The sequence below is a fragment of the Kosakonia sp. R1.Fl genome (assembly GCF_023516815.1).
Classification (GTDB): domain Bacteria; phylum Pseudomonadota; class Gammaproteobacteria; order Enterobacterales; family Enterobacteriaceae; genus Kosakonia.
This window is the reverse complement of record NZ_JAMGSQ010000001.1, coordinates 4,059,164-4,075,765: the sequence shown is the minus strand read 5'-3', so window position 1 is coordinate 4,075,765 and position 16,602 is coordinate 4,059,164. Positions and strand designations below refer to the sequence as shown.

The window sequence follows — 16,602 nt, the reverse complement described above, 5'->3', positions numbered from 1 at the left end:
TCCCATACCCGGCCCGCAGGCCGGGCGCGGAATTTACCCTTCGCGGTGTACGCTCAGACCGGCGTATGTCTGGCTGACCGGCATCATTTCGAGGGTGTTGATATTGACATGCTTCGGCAACGTGGCGACCCACCACACCGCTTCGGTAACGTCTTCCGGCGTCAGCGCAGTGGTGTTCTCGTAAGTTTTCCCGGCTTTCGCATCATCGCCTTTAAAGCGCACATTTGAAAACTCGGTGCCGCCCACCAGACCTGGCTCGATATTGGTCACACGCACGGCGGTGCCGCTAAGATCGGTACGTAAGTTCAGGCTGAATTGCCGCACAAAGGCTTTGCTCGCGCCATAGACGTTACCGCCTGCATAGGGCCAGCTACCGGCGGTGGAACCGATATTGATAATGTGGCCGCGATTACGCTCAACCATGCCCGGCAGCACCGCGCGCGTCATATACACCAGACCTTTATTATTGGTGTCGATCATGGTTTCCCAGTCGTCGACATTCGCTTTATGTGCCGGTTCCAGACCCAACGCCAGGCCTGCGTTGTTAACCAGTACATCAATATCGCGCCACGCGGCAGGCAGAGCAGAAATAAACTCTTCAATCGCCGCGCGGTTACGCACGTCCAGTTGTGCGGTATAGAGGTTATCGCCCAGTTCGTCCTTCAGTTCCTGCAAACGTTCCTGACGACGGCCTGTGGCAATCACTTTATGGCCGTTCTGAATAAAACGGCGGGTAATACCTTCGCCAAAACCCGCAGTTGCCCCGGTAACCAGAATAATCATCTCACTGTTCCTCAACGCTTTTTGTGGTGGAGCGACATAGCATGCACCGCTTTATAGCGGTAACACAACTTATCCCGCATACAGTGTGGCAAAAAACGCCAGCTCATGTGCGAAAGCAGAGAAATGATTGCGATGCGCGCGGCGGATGCCTACTCTGAGAAGAATCACCGCATTCAGGAGCGAAATATGTCGGTCACGAATCCTTTCTTTTCTGCCAGCACACTGCCTTACCAGGCGCCGCCGTTTGACGTTATTAATCAGGAGCATTACCGCCCGGCGTTTGATGAAGGAGTACGGCAAAAACGCGCTGAAATCGCCGCTATCAGCCAAAATCCTGCGCCAGCGGATTTCGACAACACCTTACTGGCTCTGGAGCGCAGCGGCGCGCTGCTCACCTATGTCACCAGTGTCTTTTTTGCCATGACATCGGCCCATACCAATGATTTTTTACAACAGCTCGATGAGGCGTTTTCTACCGAGCTTGCTGAACTGGCGAACGATATTTACCTCGACGACGCCCTGTTTGCCCGCGTGGAAGCGGTATGGAAGCAGCGCGACACGCTCTCTCTGGATGCCGAATCCTTGCGTCTGGTGGAAACCACCTATCAGCGCTTTATGCTGGCGGGTGCAACACTGAGTGCGCAGGACAAAGCGACGCTGAAAGCACTGAACACCGAATCAGCCACCCTGACGAGCCAGTTTAACCAGCGACTGCTGGCGGCGGATAAAGCCGGTGGGCTGGTGGTGGATTATGCTCATCAGCTTGATGGCCTGAGTGCAGAAGAGATTGCCATCGCTGCCGAGGCAGCAAAAGCCAAAGGGCTGGAAAATCGCTGGTTGTTGTCGTTGTTGAATACCACGCAGCAACCGGCGCTGGCGGCGTTGCGCGATCGTCAGACGCGTGAAAATCTGTTTAACGCGAGCTGGTTGCGTACGCAAAAAGGGGATGCCAACGACACCCGCGCTATTGTGTTGCGCCTTGTGCAGTTACGTGCGCAGCAGGCGAAACTCCTCGGATTTGCCGATTTTGCCAGCTGGAAGATTGCCGATCAGATGGCGGCAACGCCGCAGGCGGCGCTGGAGTTCATGCGAAATATCGCGCCTGCCGCGCGTGCCCGTGCTGAACGTGAGCTGGCTGATATCCAGCAGGTTATCGATACGCAACAGGGCGGTTTTACCGCGCAAGCCTGGGACTGGGCGTTTTATGCTGAGCAGGTGCGTCTGGCGAAATATTCGCTGGATGAATCACAAATCAAACCGTATTTTGCGCTCAATACCGTGCTCACCGAGGGCGTTTTTTGGGCCGCGAGCGAGCTGTTCAGTCTTCGTTTTACTGAACGGTTTGATATTCCTGTCTATCACCCGGATGTTCGCGTATGGGAAATTTTTGACGCGGATGGCGCCGGATTAGCGCTGTTCTACGGTGATTATTTCGCCCGCGACTCAAAAAGCGGTGGCGCATGGATGGGCAATTTTGTCGAGCAGTCAACGCTCAACGGCACCCAACCGGTGATTTACAACGTCTGTAATTACCAGAAACCCGCAGCCGGGCAGACGGCATTGCTTTCGTGGGATGACGTTATCACGCTGTTCCATGAATTTGGCCACACCCTGCACGGGCTGTTCGCCAGCCAGCGCTACGCCAGCCTCTCCGGCACCAATACGCCGCGTGATTTTGTCGAGTTCCCGTCGCAAATCAATGAGCACTGGGCCAGCCAGCCGCAGGTGTTTACCCGCTATGCCCGCCACTACCAAAGCGGCGAGCCGATGCCGGAGCGACTTCGCGAGAAGATGTTGCGCGCCACGCAGTTTAATAAAGGTTACGACATGACCGAACTGTTGAGCGCAGCGCTGCTGGATATGAACTGGCATGCGCTGGCAGATGGTGAGAACGTAAGCGATGTGGAGAGTTTTGAGGCACAAGCGCTGCGCAAAGAGCATCTCGATGTAGCAGCGGTTCCGCCGCGGTATCGCAGTAGCTATTTTGCCCATATTTTCGGCGGCGGTTATGCAGCTGGTTATTACGCTTATCTGTGGACGCAAATGCTGGCGGATGATGGTTATCAGTGGTTTGTGGAGCAGGGCGGATTAACGCGCGAAAACGGGCAGAAGTTCCGTGAAGCGATTTTATCCCGTGGCAACAGCGAAGATCTGGCCGCGCTTTATCGCCAATGGCGCGGTCACGATCCTGAGATCGAACCGATGCTGAAAAACCGGGGATTGAGTGAATAGCGCGAGAAAATTGCTTTAAAAACTTACATAACCCGCCAGAGCATTGACCTGAATATGCCCGGCAAATAACGTGAACGTGGTGATGAATCCCCCTGCGCGGAGGGGCTACCAGTCATACCTTTTTGGGGTGAAAGCGGGTTCTGCGGGCTGGAGCAGACTCACCGGGAGGCACCCGGCATCACCGAAATCTGTATCGCCAGAGGCTTTTTTTCTTAAAGGCCTCTGGCGTTTTTCTTAAATGACCAAGATTCAAATCCCTGTTTTTACCCACTTCATTTATTAAATTGCGGGCTGGTTCACACTTCCTGGCATAGCGTTATCCCTCTCATTAAGCCAAATTAAAGAACCTGATTTTACGGCTTAACATTCTGTGGCATTACGCAGGCATTGAGAAAGTGGCTGTGCTAATGTCGAGTGCTATTTAAGCAACTGAGGTAACCGACATGACCAAAAATGTAGTGGTAATACGCGCCGGTGGTAAGGTTGAAAACGTGACCGTGGAAGATAATGCAAAATCGGTCACGTTTAAAAATGAGCAAAGCTCTTTTCTGGAAATCCCAATTGAACCCTGGGAACTTGACGGAGAAACCTTCCTCGTTGCCCGATTTTCTGACCTGGTGAGCCAGCAGGAAACTGAACAAGCCATCCGGAAATTTTACTGATCAACAACCGCCTGCGGGCGGTTTTTTCATGCAGTACGCGGAGGTATAAATGGCAAATGAACGTGAAGTCTCAGAGGCCGCGACGAAAACGGTCAGCACTCAGGATAGCGCCTTATCGCATCTGGTTTCCTGTGCTAATCTCGGCGCGGGTATGGTGGTGACGCTGGTTGTTGGCGGCCAGGTGGTGGCGGGTGAGCTCGTATCCGGCCAGGAATATGCGTTATATACCGCGAAATCGATTCGATCTATTCAGGGGGATGACGCGTCGCTGAAAAATTCCATCGCGCTTTTCTTTGATGATCTGGCTAATGATTATCGCGTTGAAGAGGGACACGATATTCCGCTTAACTATTTACATATTAAAGATCCGTCGTGGATGACGGGAAATGGCGGTTGGACGAGCGTAAAAGGAACAATATTGCGCGTACATATTGCGAAAGTGAGCGGCTTTTCTTTAGGGAAAGCGAAAAACGCCTGAATAAAGGAAATTAAAAGGGCCTCAAATGAGGCCCTTCCTATAACACTTGTTTTGGCCACCGCCTTCTTCGTAGAACAGGTATACAGGATCTGGCTGTAAGTCTTGCGCCACAAACCGAGCAAATGGCCCCGTGAGGCATGCGTTGACCCGGGCAGAATGTGGTAAATAAAAACTTTTGGCTGCTGCAAACCGGGCATTTAAATTTGATATTGGGGATAACCCCTCCGGTCTGTGAAATGGTGATCCGACGTTATCACAAACTTTATACGCCGAAAGATATATCTTCTGTAATTTCAATAGCAAAAGACACCGCTCCACAGGAAAACGTTTCGATGAAACCCGTTTCAGCAATGATGCGAGCGGGGATCGTTCTACGCTTGTTTAGGTTTTATTGAGGAAGGCAATGCTAGATTGGTTGGCAGTCGTTAACCTGTCGTTTGAGTTAGCGCGTAGAACAATAGCAATCTATCCATGCAAGCATTGACCGCCTTTTAAGGGCGGTTTTTTTTGCCTGTTTGTTGAGGACGCGCAAAAAGAAATGGCCCCTTACGTTTTTTCGCAAGGGGCCATATCGGCGGGGGATTATCAGCGATCATCAGTCATCCCATTTGTGGCTGAAATAAGCAGCAAGGAACCCGGAAAAAACAATAATGCCCAATACTGCGATAAAAACATGCATATTTGCCATGGTGTCAACTCTCCATTTAATTAACCAACTTGCCTCTCTTACCTTAATTGGTGGCCGCGATGGAGAAAGAATAGCCTGCTTAACTTCAATAAATGATGAATAGCGTGAATTATTTCGCCGCAGCGCTAAATTTTTTGCGGTATGCCGCCGGGGATATTCCTCGCTGCTGCTGAAAATGGTGGCGCAGTGAAGCCGCAGTCGCGAATCCGCTGTGCCCGGCAATCAGCTCAATACTCATCCGTGAGTGAATGAGTAAATCTTCAGCCCGGCGTAATCGCTCCTGCAAAATCCAGCGGGCGGGGGTGGTTCCTGTTGATTCTTCGAAACGGCGCAAAAACGTACGCGGGCTCATGCCCGTTTGTTTCGCCAGTGACGCTACCGTATGGCTGCCTGCCAGATGTTGATGAAGGAAATCGAACAACTGTCCCAGTTGGCGACTTTCACGCGTACGGGCAACCGGGCGTTGAAGCTGCTGGGTTTGCGAGCCATCCCGGTGCGGCTGCACCACCAGCCGCCGGGCGACATTATTCGCGACCTCAATACCAAAGTCCTCGCGCACGACGTGCAGGCATAAATCGATCCCCGCCGCGCTGCCCGCCGAGGTCATCACATTTCCTTCATCGTAATAGAGAGCGTCATCCAGCACGATAATCGCCGGGTAGGCTTCCCGCAGCATGTCGGTATAGCGCCAGTGGGTGGTGGCCTTGCGACCATTAAGCAACCCGGCCGCCGCCAGCACAAACACCCCGGAACAGATAGAGATCACCCGGCAGCCGCGCTGCCAGGCTTGATACAGCGCGCTGCATAATGCAGGCGGAACAGGCACCTGGGCACCGCGCCAGCCCGGAACCACAATGGTGTCCGCTTGCGCAAGCAGTTCCAGCCCGCCTGCCGCCATCACGCGGATACCGCCTGTGGCGCGCAGTTCGCCCTCATCCACGGCGGCAACGGTAAACGTGTACCAGTTATCGCCAAGCTCCGGGCGCGGCAGACCGAAAATCTCCACCGCGACGCCAAATTCAAAGGTGCAAAGCCCATCATAGGCCAGCGCGACCACGCGGTGGCGGGCAGGGGTGTGTCGTGAAGTTGTCATTATCCTGGTGTTATCTGGCATAGAAGGGGGCAGTGAGTTAGTCCTGTGTTGGTTAAATTAGTGTTAACACAAACAAGGAGAAAAAACGATGAGCTACGTAACTGAAGTTCCCGCAGCATCACCGGAAGAAACCGCCCTCCATTTTCTGCGCCGTTTGAGCGTGGAAACGGATTGCGCCGATGTCCACCATGCGATTACCCACGGCGAGCAGGATTTTGTGTTACTGCATGTAGTGGGCAACCCGCAGACTTTTGCCCGCCGTCACCTGCCGGGGGCATTGCATTTGACACATAGCGAGATGACGGTGGAGCGCATGGCGCAATGGCCCGCCGATACGCTGTTCGTGGTCTATTGCGCCGGACCGCACTGCAATGGTGCCGATCGCGCGGCGCTGAAACTGGCGCGCATGGGGCTGGCGGTGAAAATCATGATTGGTGGTATCACCGGCTGGGAAGATGAAGGTTACACCTTTGCCAGCGGTACGGGCGCGTTGTAAGCCATTTCTTCACCATTCACGGCACTAAGTTGAATTTTTTTCATGTGCCGTGAAATTTTCTCGGTTGCTGCTTTTCCTGCGCTATGACATTTTCTTTGGACATTTAGACATCCAGAAGTCTAAAGATTCAAATAGTGAATTATCACGCCGGTCAATCATTCCGGCGCAGAGGAGAGCAATATGCAGCGACATCAGGCCCCATTCCGTGCAGACGTAGTCGGCAGTTTCTTGCGCCCGGACGAGATCAAGCAGGCACGCCAGCAGTTTGCGCAGGGTGAAATCAGCGCTCAGCAGTTGCGCCGTGTTGAAGATGATGCGATTCGTCAGGTGGTTAAGCAGCAATGTGCCTGCGGTCTGCATGTCGTCACCGATGGCGAGTTTCGCCGTGCCTGGTGGCATTTTGACTTCTTCGATGGCCTCGAAGGTGTGGAACGTTACGACGCCGATAAAGGCATTCAGTTTAATGGTGTGCAAACCAAAGCCCACGGCGTGCGCGTCACCGGTAAATTACGCTTTGGCGACCACCCGATGCTGGAAGATTTTCGCTATCTGAAAAGCATCAGTGGCACTGCGCAACCGAAGATGACCATTCCCAGCCCAAGCGTGCTGCACTTTCGCGGCGGGCGTAAAGATATCGACGCCACGGTTTATCCGCAGCTTGACGCTTACTTTGACGATCTGGCGACCACCTGGCGTGATGCGATCCAGGCGTTCTATGCCGCAGGCTGCCGCTATCTGCAACTGGATGATACGGTTTGGGCCTATCTCTGCTCTGATGACCAGCGTCGCCAGATCCGCGAACGTGGCGACGATCCCGATGAACTGGCGCGCATTTATGCCCGCGTGATTAACAAAGCGCTGGAAGGTAAACCGGCCGATTTAACCATTGGTCTGCATGTGTGCCGCGGTAATTTCCGCTCCACCTGGATCTCCGAAGGCGGTTACGAGCCGGTGGCAGAAGTGCTGTTCGGCAGCGTGAATGTTGATGCGTTCTTCCTCGAATATGACAACGATCGTTCCGGCGACTTCGCACCGCTGCGTTTTGTCCGTCCGGGCAAACAGCAGGTGGTGCTGGGGCTTATCACCACCAAAAATGGCGAGCTGGAAAACCCGGAAGGGGTAAAAGCGCGAATTCAGGAAGCGGCGAAGTTTGTCGATATTAACCAGATTTGCCTCAGCCCGCAGTGCGGTTTTGCCTCCACTGAAGAAGGCAACACGCTCACGCCTGCCCAGCAGTGGGACAAAGTACGGCTGGTAACGAAAATCGCCGAACAGGTATGGTAAATAAAAAACGGCGCTCAGTGCGCCGCTTTTATTATTGCGCCTGCAATCCGCAGAGCGGCCGTGCCTGCATGCCTTTGAGCATCATCAGCCAGGCCACAATGATGGTCACCATCAGAATGACAAACAGTGAGGCCGCAGGCAGCGTGGTCAGGATAACCCCGGTAAGTAATGGGTTCATTGCCGCGCCGAGCCAGCCCAGCGCCTGCGCCGAGAAGTAGGTCGCTTTCATTCCCGGCGGCGCGATGTTATCGATCAACATATATTCACCGGGGGCATAGATCACTTCTCCCAGCGTAAACACCGCGGCGGAAAGCCCCCAGAGCCACAAGTTATCGCCGGATAACATAAAACCGATGAGGCCGATAACAAAACTGAAAGTGCCAATGGCCATCGCCGGACGCAGGTTGGAGGCGCTGAGTTTACGGCCAACCGCATACTGTAAAGTGACCACAATCGCGGCGTTGACCGGCAGCACTACGGCCACCACGCGCTCGGCGAACTCGCTGCTGGCGACCGTCATCACATATTGTGACAGGCAGGAAGCAAAAGAGCCGGCGACAAACGAGGCGAGAAAGTTCGATAAGGTAAACCAGCCGAGCGCTTTATCTTTCAGCAACACGGAAGGATCCCACGCCACAGAGTTATCGGGGCTTTCGCCAACCGCGACGCGGCGAACAAACAGCTGAATAAACACCAGCGGAAAGGCCGCACAGATAGCCGCCAGCCAGAAGGGCAAATTAATGCTCTGCATGACCAGCAACGTGCCAAGCGGCGGGCCAACGGTCCAGCCGACATTCAGCACCGTGTAGTTGAGCGAGAAAATTTTCGCTTTCGCCGCAGGCGCGAGTGTGTCGGCGAAATAGGCCTTCAACACGGTGGAAAACACCGAGTAAGCGCAGTTAATCAGGGCAAAAAACAGCACCACTAACCCGGCATGGTGTGACAGCGGGATCGCCGCAAAACCGGCTATAAAGGCGATAATCGCCAGCAGCATATAGCGCTTTTTATCGAACTTGTCTGCCAGCATGCCGAAGCCGAGGCTGAACACCACGCCGATCGTCAGCGCAATAGACATCGCATAACCGACCTGATCGACCGCCATCCCGTACTGGCGATTCAGGTAGATGGTCATAAACGGCAGCGTGGCGCCGCGTCCGATGGTTAATAAAAGTGAAGATGCCAGTAACGCGGCGGTGGAGCGTGTTTGCTTAGTGGTCATGTTCCTGCCCGACATGCTGTGGTTATATTTTTTTGTGATGGGTACAGCTTTAACATGCATAAAGTGTGATGTACAACCGCAGTTTTGTCGGGAAATGCCCAAACTGCCCTACCTGAATTAATGATCTGTCGCTGTACAATTTTTTGCGTTAACGTAAATTTTTTACAAAAGTTTAAAAAACAAAAAGGGCGAAGAATGACGCGTAAAGATGTCCTGCTGGCGATGCTGGTAGTTGTAGCGTGGGGGCTGAATTTTGTGGTGATCAAAGTTGGCCTGCACAATATGCCGCCGTTGATGCTGGCCGGGTTACGCTTTGTGCTGGTGGCCTTTCCGGCCATTCTGTTCGTCGCGCGGCCAAAGGTACCGCTGCGGTTGTTGCTCGGCTACGGCCTGACAATCAGCTTCGGGCAGTTCGCATTTCTGTTTTGCGCCATCAAGTTTGGCATGCCCGCAGGGCTGGCGTCGCTGGTGTTACAGGCGCAGGCGTTTTTCACCATTATTCTTGGCGCCGGCGTGTTTGGCGAACGTTTACAGATAAAACAACTGGTTGGCATCGCACTTGCGGTGCTGGGCGTGCTGGTGCTGATCGAGTCCAGCCTGAACGGCCAGCATGTTCCGCTGCTGGGGTTCCTGTTGACGCTGGCGGGGGCGTTTTGCTGGGCCTGCGGCAATATCTTCAACAAAAAAATCATGCAGCACAGCTCGCGCCCGGCGATCATGTCGCTGGTGGTCTGGAGCGCGCTGATCCCCATCGTGCCGTTTATGGTCGCCTCGTTGATTTTCGATGGCCCGGCGCTGATGCTGCAAAGCGTGGTCAGTATTGATTTCACCACGCTGTTGTCGCTCGTCTATCTGGCGTTTGTTGCCACCATTCTGGGCTATGGCATCTGGGGAACGCTGCTGGGTCGCTACGAAACCTGGCGTGTGGCGCCGCTGTCGCTACTGGTGCCGGTGGTCGGTATGGCGAGTGCCGCGTTATTGCTGGGTGAGACGCTATCTGCGTTACAACTGGTAGGGGCCGTGCTGGTGATGGCGGGGCTGTATATCAATGTGTTTGGTTTTCGTCTGCGCAGCCAGGCGCGGGCATAAGCATAAAAAAAGCCCCGCGTGATGCGGGGCAAGACGTTTAGCTGCGCTGATGGTAATACGGCACACCTAATGCGTCGGATTTGTCACTACCCACGCCCATATGGTTAAAATCAAAAGGCGATGTTTGCTGGGCGGTGGGTAAAATCATCGCGTCACGGTTGTTCTGCTGTGCGGGATGATTAACTTGCTCCGCATAACTCTGGCCGGAAAACAGCACCATCAGGGTGACAGCGGCACAGGCGATACGTTTCATACTTTCCTCGATACGTCTTTTTACTGCAGGCGATTAAATTAACAAGCGTGATTTAGCGGGAACAGATACCGGGACTCTGCCGGGATATCCGTCACGCGGAATTTATGCGGCGGCACGTCGAAATAGTTCTTAAACGTGCGCGTTAAGGTTTGTTGCGATTCAAACCCGTAACGCTCTGCCAGATACAGGATCGGCTCATTACTTCCCTTGAGCTTTTGCGCAATTTCCGTCAGCTTGCGGCTGCGAATGTACTGGCCCAGCGAATGACCAGTCTCTTTTTTAAACATCCGTTGCAGGTGCCACTTGGAGTAACCGGAACGCTCTGACACTTTTTCCAGCGACAGCGGCGATTCCAGGTTGTCCTCGATCCAGTCCAAAATGCTATGAATAGTGATAGCGTCAGTATTGCGTCTGGACATCGTCATACCTCTTTGTTTTTTTACGGCAAAATTTTCTTGAGCAAATACTCAAGGGTTGCCACTTCTTCTGTCGTTAAGTTTTTAGTTAATTCCTGGTGCAGGTTATGCCCTACTAATTGATGACATTGCTCACACAGCGCCGCGCCTTCGGCGGTTAACCGCACCAGCACGCCGCGCTTGTCATTCGGATTCGGGTTACGTTCGATCCAGCCTTTGCACACCAGTCTGTCCAGCATGCGGGTCAGGGCGCCGAGATCGACGGAAAGCACTTTTTTCAGTTCTACCGGGGTGATACACACTTCGCAGCGGATAGAGCAGAGCACCTTAAACTGGGTGGCGGTGATATCCAGCGGCGACAGGTAGTCGTTGAGTAAACGATCTTTTTTCTGGTTAACCATGTGGATCAAGCGGCCAAGAGGAATGATGTCGTTAAATAGATCATTCGTGCTTTTCACAATGGTTGCCCCGGCAAGTAGATTAGTCACGGCAGATATTATTGCTCAGGCAAATATAAGTCAACCGAATGAATCCACGATGCCACTATTTGCTAAAACGTTTCATGTCTGGAAAAAAATTCATTCGTAACGCACTGAAAGTAATCATTTAATCAAGACGCGAGCCGCGCGCGGGCATGCCATTGCCGCCGCGTTATGGCTATACTGGCGGGGTTTTGACCTTGCATGGAGTGACCGTCAGATGCTGGAACTGTTTAAAGCCATTGGCCTTGGGCTGGTGGTATTGCTACCGCTGGCTAACCCGTTAACTACCGTAGCGCTGTTTTTAGGGCTGGCGGGTAATATGAATAGCGCCCAGCGTAACCAGCAGGCGCGGATGGCCTCGGTTTATGTCTTCATTATTATGATGGTGGCGTACTACGCCGGTCAGGTGGTGATGAACACCTTCGGTATCTCCATTCCGGGGCTGCGCATCGCCGGTGGGTTGATTGTGGCGTTTATCGGTTTTCGCATGCTGTTTCCGGCGCAAAAGCCGCATCAGGCGCCAGAAGTGAAAACCAAGTCAGAAGAGCTGGAAGAGGAGCCCGGTGCCAATATCGCCTTCGTGCCGCTGGCCATGCCGAGCACCGCCGGGCCGGGCACCATCGCCATGATCATCAGTTCTGCCTCGACCATTCGCCACGGCGCTGAGTTTCCCGAATGGGTCATCACCGTTGCGCCAACGCTGATTTTTGCCATTGTGGCGCTGATATTATGGGTAAGCCTGCGCAGTTCCGGGGCGATCATGCGGCTGGTGGGCAAGGGCGGTATAGAAGCCATCTCGCGGCTGATGGGCTTTCTGCTGGTCTGTATGGGCGTGCAATTTATCATTAATGGCGTGCTGGAAATCATCACCACTTTTCATGCCGGAGCCTGATGCGCACCTTTCTCTCCTGGCTGGTCGTGGCGCTCGTTGCGCTAACCGGCTGTCAGCAGCGCCCCGGCGCGCAACCGCCGCTGGCGCAAAAAAGCTTTACTGAATATCAACAGCAAACGCGTGATTTTGTCGCCGCGCACCGGGCATTTCAGACGCTGGATAAAGCGAGCGAGCTACGGCTCAATACGCCACAGGAGTGGCGTCCGGCGAAGCCCGCGCACAAAGGCATTTTGCTGATCCACGGCCTGGGCGACGGGCCAGGATCGTTTGTGGATATTGCCCCCGAACTGGCAAAACAGGGCTTTCTGGTGCGCACCGTGCTGCTGCCGGGCCACGGCACGCGGCCTGCGGATCTGCTGGATGTCGATGTTGCCCAGTGGCGGCAAGTGGTGCGCGAGCAGGCCGATATTCTGGGCAAAGAGGTCGATGCCCTTTGGCTCGGCGGTTTTTCCACTGGTGGAAATCTGGCGCTGGAATATGCGATGGTGCATGACAACGTGCGCGGGCTGCTGCTGTTTTCTCCGGCGTTTAAATCCAGCACCGGTTACGATTTTCTCGCGCCAACAGTGGCGCTGTTTCGCGACTGGTTGCGTCCGCCGAGTGCTGTTTTCCCGCAGCAAATCGCCACCCGCTACTTACGCGTGCCAACCAACGGTTTCGCCCAGTTCTGGCGCACCAGCGCCAGCGCGCAGCGGCTGCTTGCGCGTAAACCGTGGACAAAACCGGCGCTGCTGGTGTTAACCGAACATGATTCGGTGCTCAATACGCGCTGGATCCTCGATCAATTCGATCGCAGTTTCACCAACCCGGCCAGCCGCCTGATTTGGTACGGCACACCCCCGCCGGAAGCGGCAAAAATGTCCCGCTTACGGGTAAAAACAGATTATCTGCCGCAGGATCGCATCAGCCAGTTTTCCCATATGTCAGTGCTCTTTTCGCCTCGTAATCCGCTGTACGGACGCAAAGGCAGCGTGCTGCTCTGTGCGAATGGTCAGTCAGCAGAGGCGGCAAAGCGCTGTCTGGCGGGGGAAGAGGTGTGGTATTCAGACTGGGGACTGGTTGAGGCGAACAAAATTCATGCTCGCCTGACCTGGAATCCGTGGTTTGACTGGCAAACCACGGTGATGGATGAGGTTGTCGCTGCCGCGCAGTAACCGGCGCGGTTTACACGTGGCTGGCGTGGGTTTGCTCTTCCAGTTTTACCGGCCAGCGGCGGAAAATCACCACCGCCCATATCAGCGCAGCAATCGCCGGGATCGCCCCGGCGTAACCAATGACGTTCATCGACCAGTGCAGGCTGATCTGGTTGCCGACCAGCGCACCTGCGCCGATACCAATATTAAAAATGCCCGAAAACAGTGACATCGCCACATCGGTAGCATCCGGTGCCAGCGCCAGCACTTTTACCTGCATGCCCAGGCCGATAATCATAATCGCGATGCCCCATACCACGCTCAGCACTGCCAGATGCATTTCGCTACTGGAAGCGGGCAGCATCATCACCAGTGAAATCACCAGCAGACCAATCGCGCTGCACACCAGGCCAGAGGCGTGCTGGTTCCCCAGCTTGCCGAACAGCACGCTACCAATAATCCCGGCGCCGCCAAGCACTAACAGCAGCAGCGTGGCGAAATTGGCGCTAAAGCCCGCCACATTTTGCACGAACGGCTCAATGTAGCTGTAAGCCGTGTAATGCGCGGTAACCACCACCACAGTGAGCAAATAGATGCACATCAGCGCCGGGCGGCGGAACAGCACCGGCAGGCTTTTCAGCGAACCCGAATGTTCGCTCGGCAGCGCCGGCAGCAGTTTCACCAGGCACACCAGCGTGACCAGCGCGCCCATACCGATGGCGAAAAAGGTAGTACGCCAGCCGAAATACTGCCCGACGATACGACCAATCGGCAGCCCGAGCACCATTGCCAGTGCGGTGCCGGTGGCGAGCAGGCTCAACGCCTGCGCACCTTTCCCGGCAGGCGCCAGGCGGATAGCCAGCGAGGCAGTGATCGACCAGAAAATGGCGTGGGCAAAAGCAATGCCGATGCGGCTGATAACCAGCACCTCAAAACTCCAGGCGAGGAACGACAACACATGGCTGGCGATAAACAGCACAAAGAGCGCAATCAACAACTTGCGGCGCTCAATCTGGCTGGTCAGCAGCATAAAGGGCAGCGACAGTAAAGCCACAACCCAGGCATAGATGGTTAACATGATCCCCACCTGCGCGGTTTCCATGTCGAAGCTCTGCGCGATATCCGACAGCAAACCCACAGGCACGAATTCGGTGGTGTTAAAAATAAATGCGGCGACAGCAAGCGTCACTACCCGCAGCCACGCGACTTTTCGTGAAACGGTATTCGTAGTCATAAGGGTATTTGGGGGTTGGTTGGCGAAAAGAAGAGGCCACAATCTTACTGCCTTTGCTGGCGAAAATACAAATATTTTGTGATGTAGATCTCACTTTTTATCCGTGTGGAAAATACCTGTTGCAACGTTTCCGAATAGCGCTCAAAAACAGAAGACGAAAAAGAGGAAATGCTATGCAAACCATCGATTTTTATATGGTCGACGCCTTCAGCGACCACACTTTTGGCGGTAATGCCGCCGCCGTCTGCCCGCTGACCGAATGGTTAGCCGATGATGTGCTGCTGCGCATGGCGCAGCAGCACAACCAGTCCGAAACCGCCTTCTTCGTGCGTAACGACAGCGGTTTTGAGCTGCGCTGGTTCACCACCCAGGATGAGATCAATCTCTGCGGCCATGCGACTCTCGCCGCTGCGCACGTGATCTTTGAATATCTCGATTACCCGGATACCGAAATCCTCTTCACCACCCGCTTTGTCGGCGAACTTAGAGTGAGCCGCAACGGCGACTGGCTGACGCTGGATTTCCCGGCCTGGTCGACGGAAACGGTAAGCCAGGTTCCGGCGCTGCTGCTGAAAACGCTCGGCATTGAACGCGCCAAAGAAGTGCGCGTGGCGCGGGATTATCTGGTGGTGCTGGAAAATCAGGCGCAGGTAGAAGCCTTAACGCCGGATATCGCGGCAATGAAACCGCTTGGCAAAATGGTCTGCGTGACCGCGCCCGGTGAGAACGTCGATTTTGTCAGCCGCTTCTTCTGCCCGGGTGAATCGGTGGCGGAAGATCCGGTGACTGGTTCGGCGCACAGCATGCTGATCCCGTACTGGGGCGAAAAACTGGGTAAAAACAGCCTGCAGGCGCGACAGGTTTCCGCGCGCGGCGGCGATTTACGCTGTGAATGGCGCGGCGATCGCGTGCTGATTGGCGGCCAGGCAACGCTCTATTTGTTGGGCAAAGTGTTCCTGCGCTAAAAGCCGCCCGGCAGTCACGCCGGGCGAATCTCTTCCTGCACTGCGCAGACATCACTTCAGCGACGCACCGCCGCATATCACCAACTCCTGCCCGGTGATGGCGGCCGCATCTGGTGATAAGACAAAATTCACCAGCGCTGCCACTTCCTGCGGCGTAATTAAGCGGCCAATCGGCGGCACATTCGGCGGCGAGCTTTCCCGCCCCGGCGCGCTGAGCATCGGCGTCTGCGTTGCTCCTGGTGCCACAACATTGGCGGTGATGCCGCGCGGTGCCAGTTCTGCCGCCCAGCTTCTGACCATCCCCACCAGCGCCGCTTTGGTGGCGACATACTGCGAGCGGCCCGCCGCGCCGCGCGAGGTGCGGCTGCCAATCACCACAATTCGACCACCTTGCGACATCCGGGGCGCAAAATGGTTGACCAGCGTTTCTGCCGCCTGCACATGCAGCCGCCACAGACGCTCGCTGGTCATGGGATCGAGTTCACCAAGCGGTGCGGCGGCCATCATGCCTGCGGCGTGGACTAGCGCTTGCGGTGTCGGCAGAGTGGCGATCACCTGGCGCAACGCCTCGCTGTCGCCGAGATCAACCTGCACACTGCGAAACGCCGGATCCGCCCGCGTTACCAGCGAGCGGGATAAACCGGTCACCTGCCAGCCTTGCGCCAGCAGTTTATCGACAATGGCTTCGCCAATACCCGAACTGGCACCGGTTATTACGGCATGCGACATCTCAGATCTCCAGCCGTGTGCGCGGCACTTTGAACACCGCTTTGCGCACCGTCATGGGCGCATCGACAGCGCACAACGCCTGGTGCGGTTCGCCGGGTAAAAAGACGGCGAAATCCCCGGCGCGTAACGTCACGCTAACCGGTAAGAGCGCGTGTGTGGTGATGTAGAGATCCGGTTTGCGCTGCTCATCCTCTTCCCGCGCGGCGTAGTGCGTTCCGGCGTTGATTTGCTCCTCACCTGCCAGCACCACCTGAATATCGGCCCACAGGGCGTGATATTCCGTGTGGCGCTGCGCCTGCGGCTGTGTGTTCGCCGGTCCGATGGTGCAAAACCAGTCGGCGTTTTCCGGCTGCCAGCGCCCGTCGTCCCGTGCCTGTAACGCCGCCAGTGAACATTGCGGCAAGGTAAGGATCGCGCGAAGCGGGAAGGGTAAACCTGCCAGCGGCAGGGCGTTAAGGTTGCCCACAATCATCG

The 16,602-nt window shown here is 55.2% G+C and carries 19 protein-coding genes; 9 read left to right on the top strand and 10 right to left on the bottom strand.

The window, feature by feature from the left end:
* Positions 1-33: 33 nt before the first annotated feature.
* Positions 34-783 (bottom strand): bifunctional NADP-dependent 3-hydroxy acid dehydrogenase/3-hydroxypropionate dehydrogenase YdfG, encoded by a 750-nt coding sequence (ydfG, locus tag M8Q36_RS19245; protein WP_016496184.1) that lies wholly within the window; start codon positions 781-783, stop codon positions 34-36.
* Between the two features lie 186 nt (positions 784-969).
* Between ydfG and dcp the strand changes: the two genes are divergently transcribed.
* The 3 genes from dcp to M8Q36_RS19230 all read left to right on the top strand — a co-directional run bounded on the left by dcp (position 970) and on the right by M8Q36_RS19230 (position 4,155).
* Positions 970-3,015 (top strand): peptidyl-dipeptidase Dcp, encoded by a 2,046-nt coding sequence (dcp, locus tag M8Q36_RS19240; RefSeq protein ID WP_249881992.1) that lies wholly within the window; start codon positions 970-972, stop codon positions 3,013-3,015.
* Positions 3,016-3,458: 443 nt separating this feature from the next.
* Positions 3,459-3,677 (top strand): hypothetical protein, encoded by a 219-nt coding sequence (locus M8Q36_RS19235; RefSeq protein WP_007374905.1) that lies wholly within the window; start codon positions 3,459-3,461, stop codon positions 3,675-3,677.
* 49 nt (positions 3,678-3,726) lie between these two features.
* Positions 3,727-4,155 (top strand): GvpU-like protein, encoded by a 429-nt coding sequence (locus tag M8Q36_RS19230; protein WP_131411239.1) that lies wholly within the window; start codon positions 3,727-3,729, stop codon positions 4,153-4,155.
* A 595-nt stretch (positions 4,156-4,750) separates the two neighbouring features.
* Here the strand turns inward: M8Q36_RS19230 and mgtS are convergent.
* Positions 4,751-4,843 carry a protein MgtS gene (gene mgtS, locus M8Q36_RS19225; protein ID WP_016496180.1) on the bottom strand — a complete coding sequence of 31 codons (93 nt, stop codon included), beginning with the start codon at positions 4,841-4,843 and terminating at the stop codon, positions 4,751-4,753.
* A gap of 109 nt (positions 4,844-4,952) precedes the next feature.
* A complete protein-coding gene (gene ftrA / locus M8Q36_RS19220) occupies positions 4,953-5,957 on the bottom strand; it encodes a transcriptional regulator FtrA (RefSeq protein WP_044489365.1) in 1,005 nt (334 codons plus the stop codon).
* A 67-nt stretch (positions 5,958-6,024) separates the two neighbouring features.
* Here ftrA and M8Q36_RS19215 point away from each other — a divergent pair, with 67 nt between their 5' ends.
* Together M8Q36_RS19215 and M8Q36_RS19210 are read left to right on the top strand one after the other, a co-directional pair.
* Positions 6,025-6,432 (top strand): rhodanese-like domain-containing protein, encoded by a 408-nt coding sequence (locus M8Q36_RS19215; protein ID WP_249881991.1) that lies wholly within the window; start codon positions 6,025-6,027, stop codon positions 6,430-6,432.
* A gap of 180 nt (positions 6,433-6,612) precedes the next feature.
* Complete coding sequence (locus tag M8Q36_RS19210; protein ID WP_249881990.1) at positions 6,613-7,716, top strand: cobalamin-independent methionine synthase II family protein; 1,104 nt, start codon at positions 6,613-6,615, stop codon at positions 7,714-7,716.
* 31 nt (positions 7,717-7,747) lie between these two features.
* Here the strand turns inward: M8Q36_RS19210 and ydeE are convergent, their stop codons facing one another.
* Positions 7,748-8,935: an efflux MFS transporter YdeE gene (gene ydeE, locus M8Q36_RS19205; RefSeq protein WP_249881989.1), complete on the bottom strand. Its 1,188-nt coding sequence runs from the start codon at positions 8,933-8,935 to the stop codon at positions 7,748-7,750.
* 195 nt (positions 8,936-9,130) lie between these two features.
* Between ydeE and eamA the strand changes: the two genes are divergently transcribed.
* A complete protein-coding gene (eamA, locus tag M8Q36_RS19200; RefSeq protein WP_249881988.1) occupies positions 9,131-10,024 on the top strand; it encodes an O-acetylserine/cysteine exporter in 894 nt (297 codons plus the stop codon).
* A gap of 37 nt (positions 10,025-10,061) precedes the next feature.
* Here eamA and marB read toward each other — a convergent pair whose 3' ends face one another.
* The 3 genes from marB to marR are packed head-to-tail and all read right to left on the bottom strand — an operon-like array spanning position 10,062 to position 11,151.
* A complete protein-coding gene (gene marB, locus M8Q36_RS19195; protein ID WP_249881987.1) occupies positions 10,062-10,277 on the bottom strand; it encodes a multiple antibiotic resistance protein MarB in 216 nt (71 codons plus the stop codon).
* Between the two features lie 38 nt (positions 10,278-10,315).
* Positions 10,316-10,696, bottom strand: a complete 381-nt coding sequence (gene marA / locus M8Q36_RS19190; protein ID WP_016496173.1) for an MDR efflux pump AcrAB transcriptional activator MarA — start codon at positions 10,694-10,696, stop codon at positions 10,316-10,318.
* Between the two features lie 20 nt (positions 10,697-10,716).
* Entirely contained in the window at positions 10,717-11,151 is a 435-nt protein-coding gene (gene marR / locus M8Q36_RS19185) for a multiple antibiotic resistance transcriptional regulator MarR (protein WP_016496172.1), read from the bottom strand.
* Positions 11,152-11,392: 241 nt separating this feature from the next.
* Here marR and M8Q36_RS19180 point away from each other — a divergent pair, with 241 nt between their 5' ends.
* A complete protein-coding gene (locus M8Q36_RS19180; protein WP_249881986.1) occupies positions 11,393-12,067 on the top strand; it encodes a MarC family NAAT transporter in 675 nt (224 codons plus the stop codon).
* A complete protein-coding gene (locus tag M8Q36_RS19175) occupies positions 12,067-13,221 on the top strand; it encodes an alpha/beta fold hydrolase (RefSeq protein ID WP_249881985.1) in 1,155 nt (384 codons plus the stop codon). Before M8Q36_RS19180 ends, M8Q36_RS19175 begins: the two co-directional genes overlap by 1 nt.
* 10 nt (positions 13,222-13,231) lie before the next feature.
* On the opposite strand, the gene M8Q36_RS19170 is transcribed toward M8Q36_RS19175, so the two are convergent.
* Positions 13,232-14,434, bottom strand: a complete 1,203-nt coding sequence (locus M8Q36_RS19170) for a sugar transporter (protein WP_249881984.1) — start codon at positions 14,432-14,434, stop codon at positions 13,232-13,234.
* A gap of 173 nt (positions 14,435-14,607) precedes the next feature.
* On the opposite strand from M8Q36_RS19170, the gene M8Q36_RS19165 reads away from it, so the two are divergent.
* Positions 14,608-15,399 (top strand): PhzF family phenazine biosynthesis protein, encoded by a 792-nt coding sequence (locus tag M8Q36_RS19165; RefSeq protein WP_249881983.1) that lies wholly within the window; start codon positions 14,608-14,610, stop codon positions 15,397-15,399.
* A 51-nt stretch (positions 15,400-15,450) separates the two neighbouring features.
* On the opposite strand, the gene M8Q36_RS19160 is transcribed toward M8Q36_RS19165, so the two are convergent.
* Both M8Q36_RS19160 and M8Q36_RS19155 read right to left on the bottom strand, forming a co-directional pair.
* Positions 15,451-16,128, bottom strand: a complete 678-nt coding sequence (locus M8Q36_RS19160; protein ID WP_249881982.1) for an SDR family NAD(P)-dependent oxidoreductase — start codon at positions 16,126-16,128, stop codon at positions 15,451-15,453.
* 1 nt (position 16,129) lies between these two features.
* On the bottom strand, positions 16,130-16,600 hold the full coding sequence (locus M8Q36_RS19155) for a NanQ anomerase/TabA/YiaL family protein (protein WP_249881981.1): 471 nt from the start codon (positions 16,598-16,600) through the stop codon (positions 16,130-16,132).
* Positions 16,601-16,602 lie beyond the last annotated feature (2 nt).

Excerpts from the sequence above, each read along its gene's own strand:
- ydfG (WP_016496184.1), bottom strand. The coding sequence starts at position 783 with ATGATTATTCTGGTTACCGGGGCAACTGCGGGTTTTGGCGAAGGTATT.
- dcp (WP_249881992.1), top strand. The coding sequence starts at position 970 with ATGTCGGTCACGAATCCTTTCTTTTCTGCCAGCACACTGCCTTACCAG.
- M8Q36_RS19235 (WP_007374905.1), top strand. The coding sequence starts at position 3,459 with ATGACCAAAAATGTAGTGGTAATACGCGCCGGTGGTAAGGTTGAAAAC.
- M8Q36_RS19230 (WP_131411239.1), top strand. The coding sequence starts at position 3,727 with ATGGCAAATGAACGTGAAGTCTCAGAGGCCGCGACGAAAACGGTCAGC.
- mgtS (WP_016496180.1), bottom strand. The coding sequence starts at position 4,843 with ATGGCAAATATGCATGTTTTTATCGCAGTATTGGGCATTATTGTTTTT.
- ftrA (WP_044489365.1), bottom strand. The coding sequence starts at position 5,957 with ATGCCAGATAACACCAGGATAATGACAACTTCACGACACACCCCTGCC.
- M8Q36_RS19215 (WP_249881991.1), top strand. The coding sequence starts at position 6,025 with ATGAGCTACGTAACTGAAGTTCCCGCAGCATCACCGGAAGAAACCGCC.
- M8Q36_RS19210 (WP_249881990.1), top strand. The coding sequence starts at position 6,613 with ATGCAGCGACATCAGGCCCCATTCCGTGCAGACGTAGTCGGCAGTTTC.
- ydeE (WP_249881989.1), bottom strand. The coding sequence starts at position 8,935 with ATGACCACTAAGCAAACACGCTCCACCGCCGCGTTACTGGCATCTTCA.
- eamA (WP_249881988.1), top strand. The coding sequence starts at position 9,131 with ATGACGCGTAAAGATGTCCTGCTGGCGATGCTGGTAGTTGTAGCGTGG.
- marB (WP_249881987.1), bottom strand. The coding sequence starts at position 10,277 with ATGAAACGTATCGCCTGTGCCGCTGTCACCCTGATGGTGCTGTTTTCC.
- marA (WP_016496173.1), bottom strand. The coding sequence starts at position 10,696 with ATGTCCAGACGCAATACTGACGCTATCACTATTCATAGCATTTTGGAC.
- M8Q36_RS19180 (WP_249881986.1), top strand. The coding sequence starts at position 11,393 with ATGCTGGAACTGTTTAAAGCCATTGGCCTTGGGCTGGTGGTATTGCTA.
- M8Q36_RS19175 (WP_249881985.1), top strand. The coding sequence starts at position 12,067 with ATGCGCACCTTTCTCTCCTGGCTGGTCGTGGCGCTCGTTGCGCTAACC.
- M8Q36_RS19170 (WP_249881984.1), bottom strand. The coding sequence starts at position 14,434 with ATGACTACGAATACCGTTTCACGAAAAGTCGCGTGGCTGCGGGTAGTG.
- M8Q36_RS19165 (WP_249881983.1), top strand. The coding sequence starts at position 14,608 with ATGCAAACCATCGATTTTTATATGGTCGACGCCTTCAGCGACCACACT.
- M8Q36_RS19160 (WP_249881982.1), bottom strand. The coding sequence starts at position 16,128 with ATGTCGCATGCCGTAATAACCGGTGCCAGTTCGGGTATTGGCGAAGCC.
- M8Q36_RS19155 (WP_249881981.1), bottom strand. The coding sequence starts at position 16,600 with ATGATTGTGGGCAACCTTAACGCCCTGCCGCTGGCAGGTTTACCCTTC.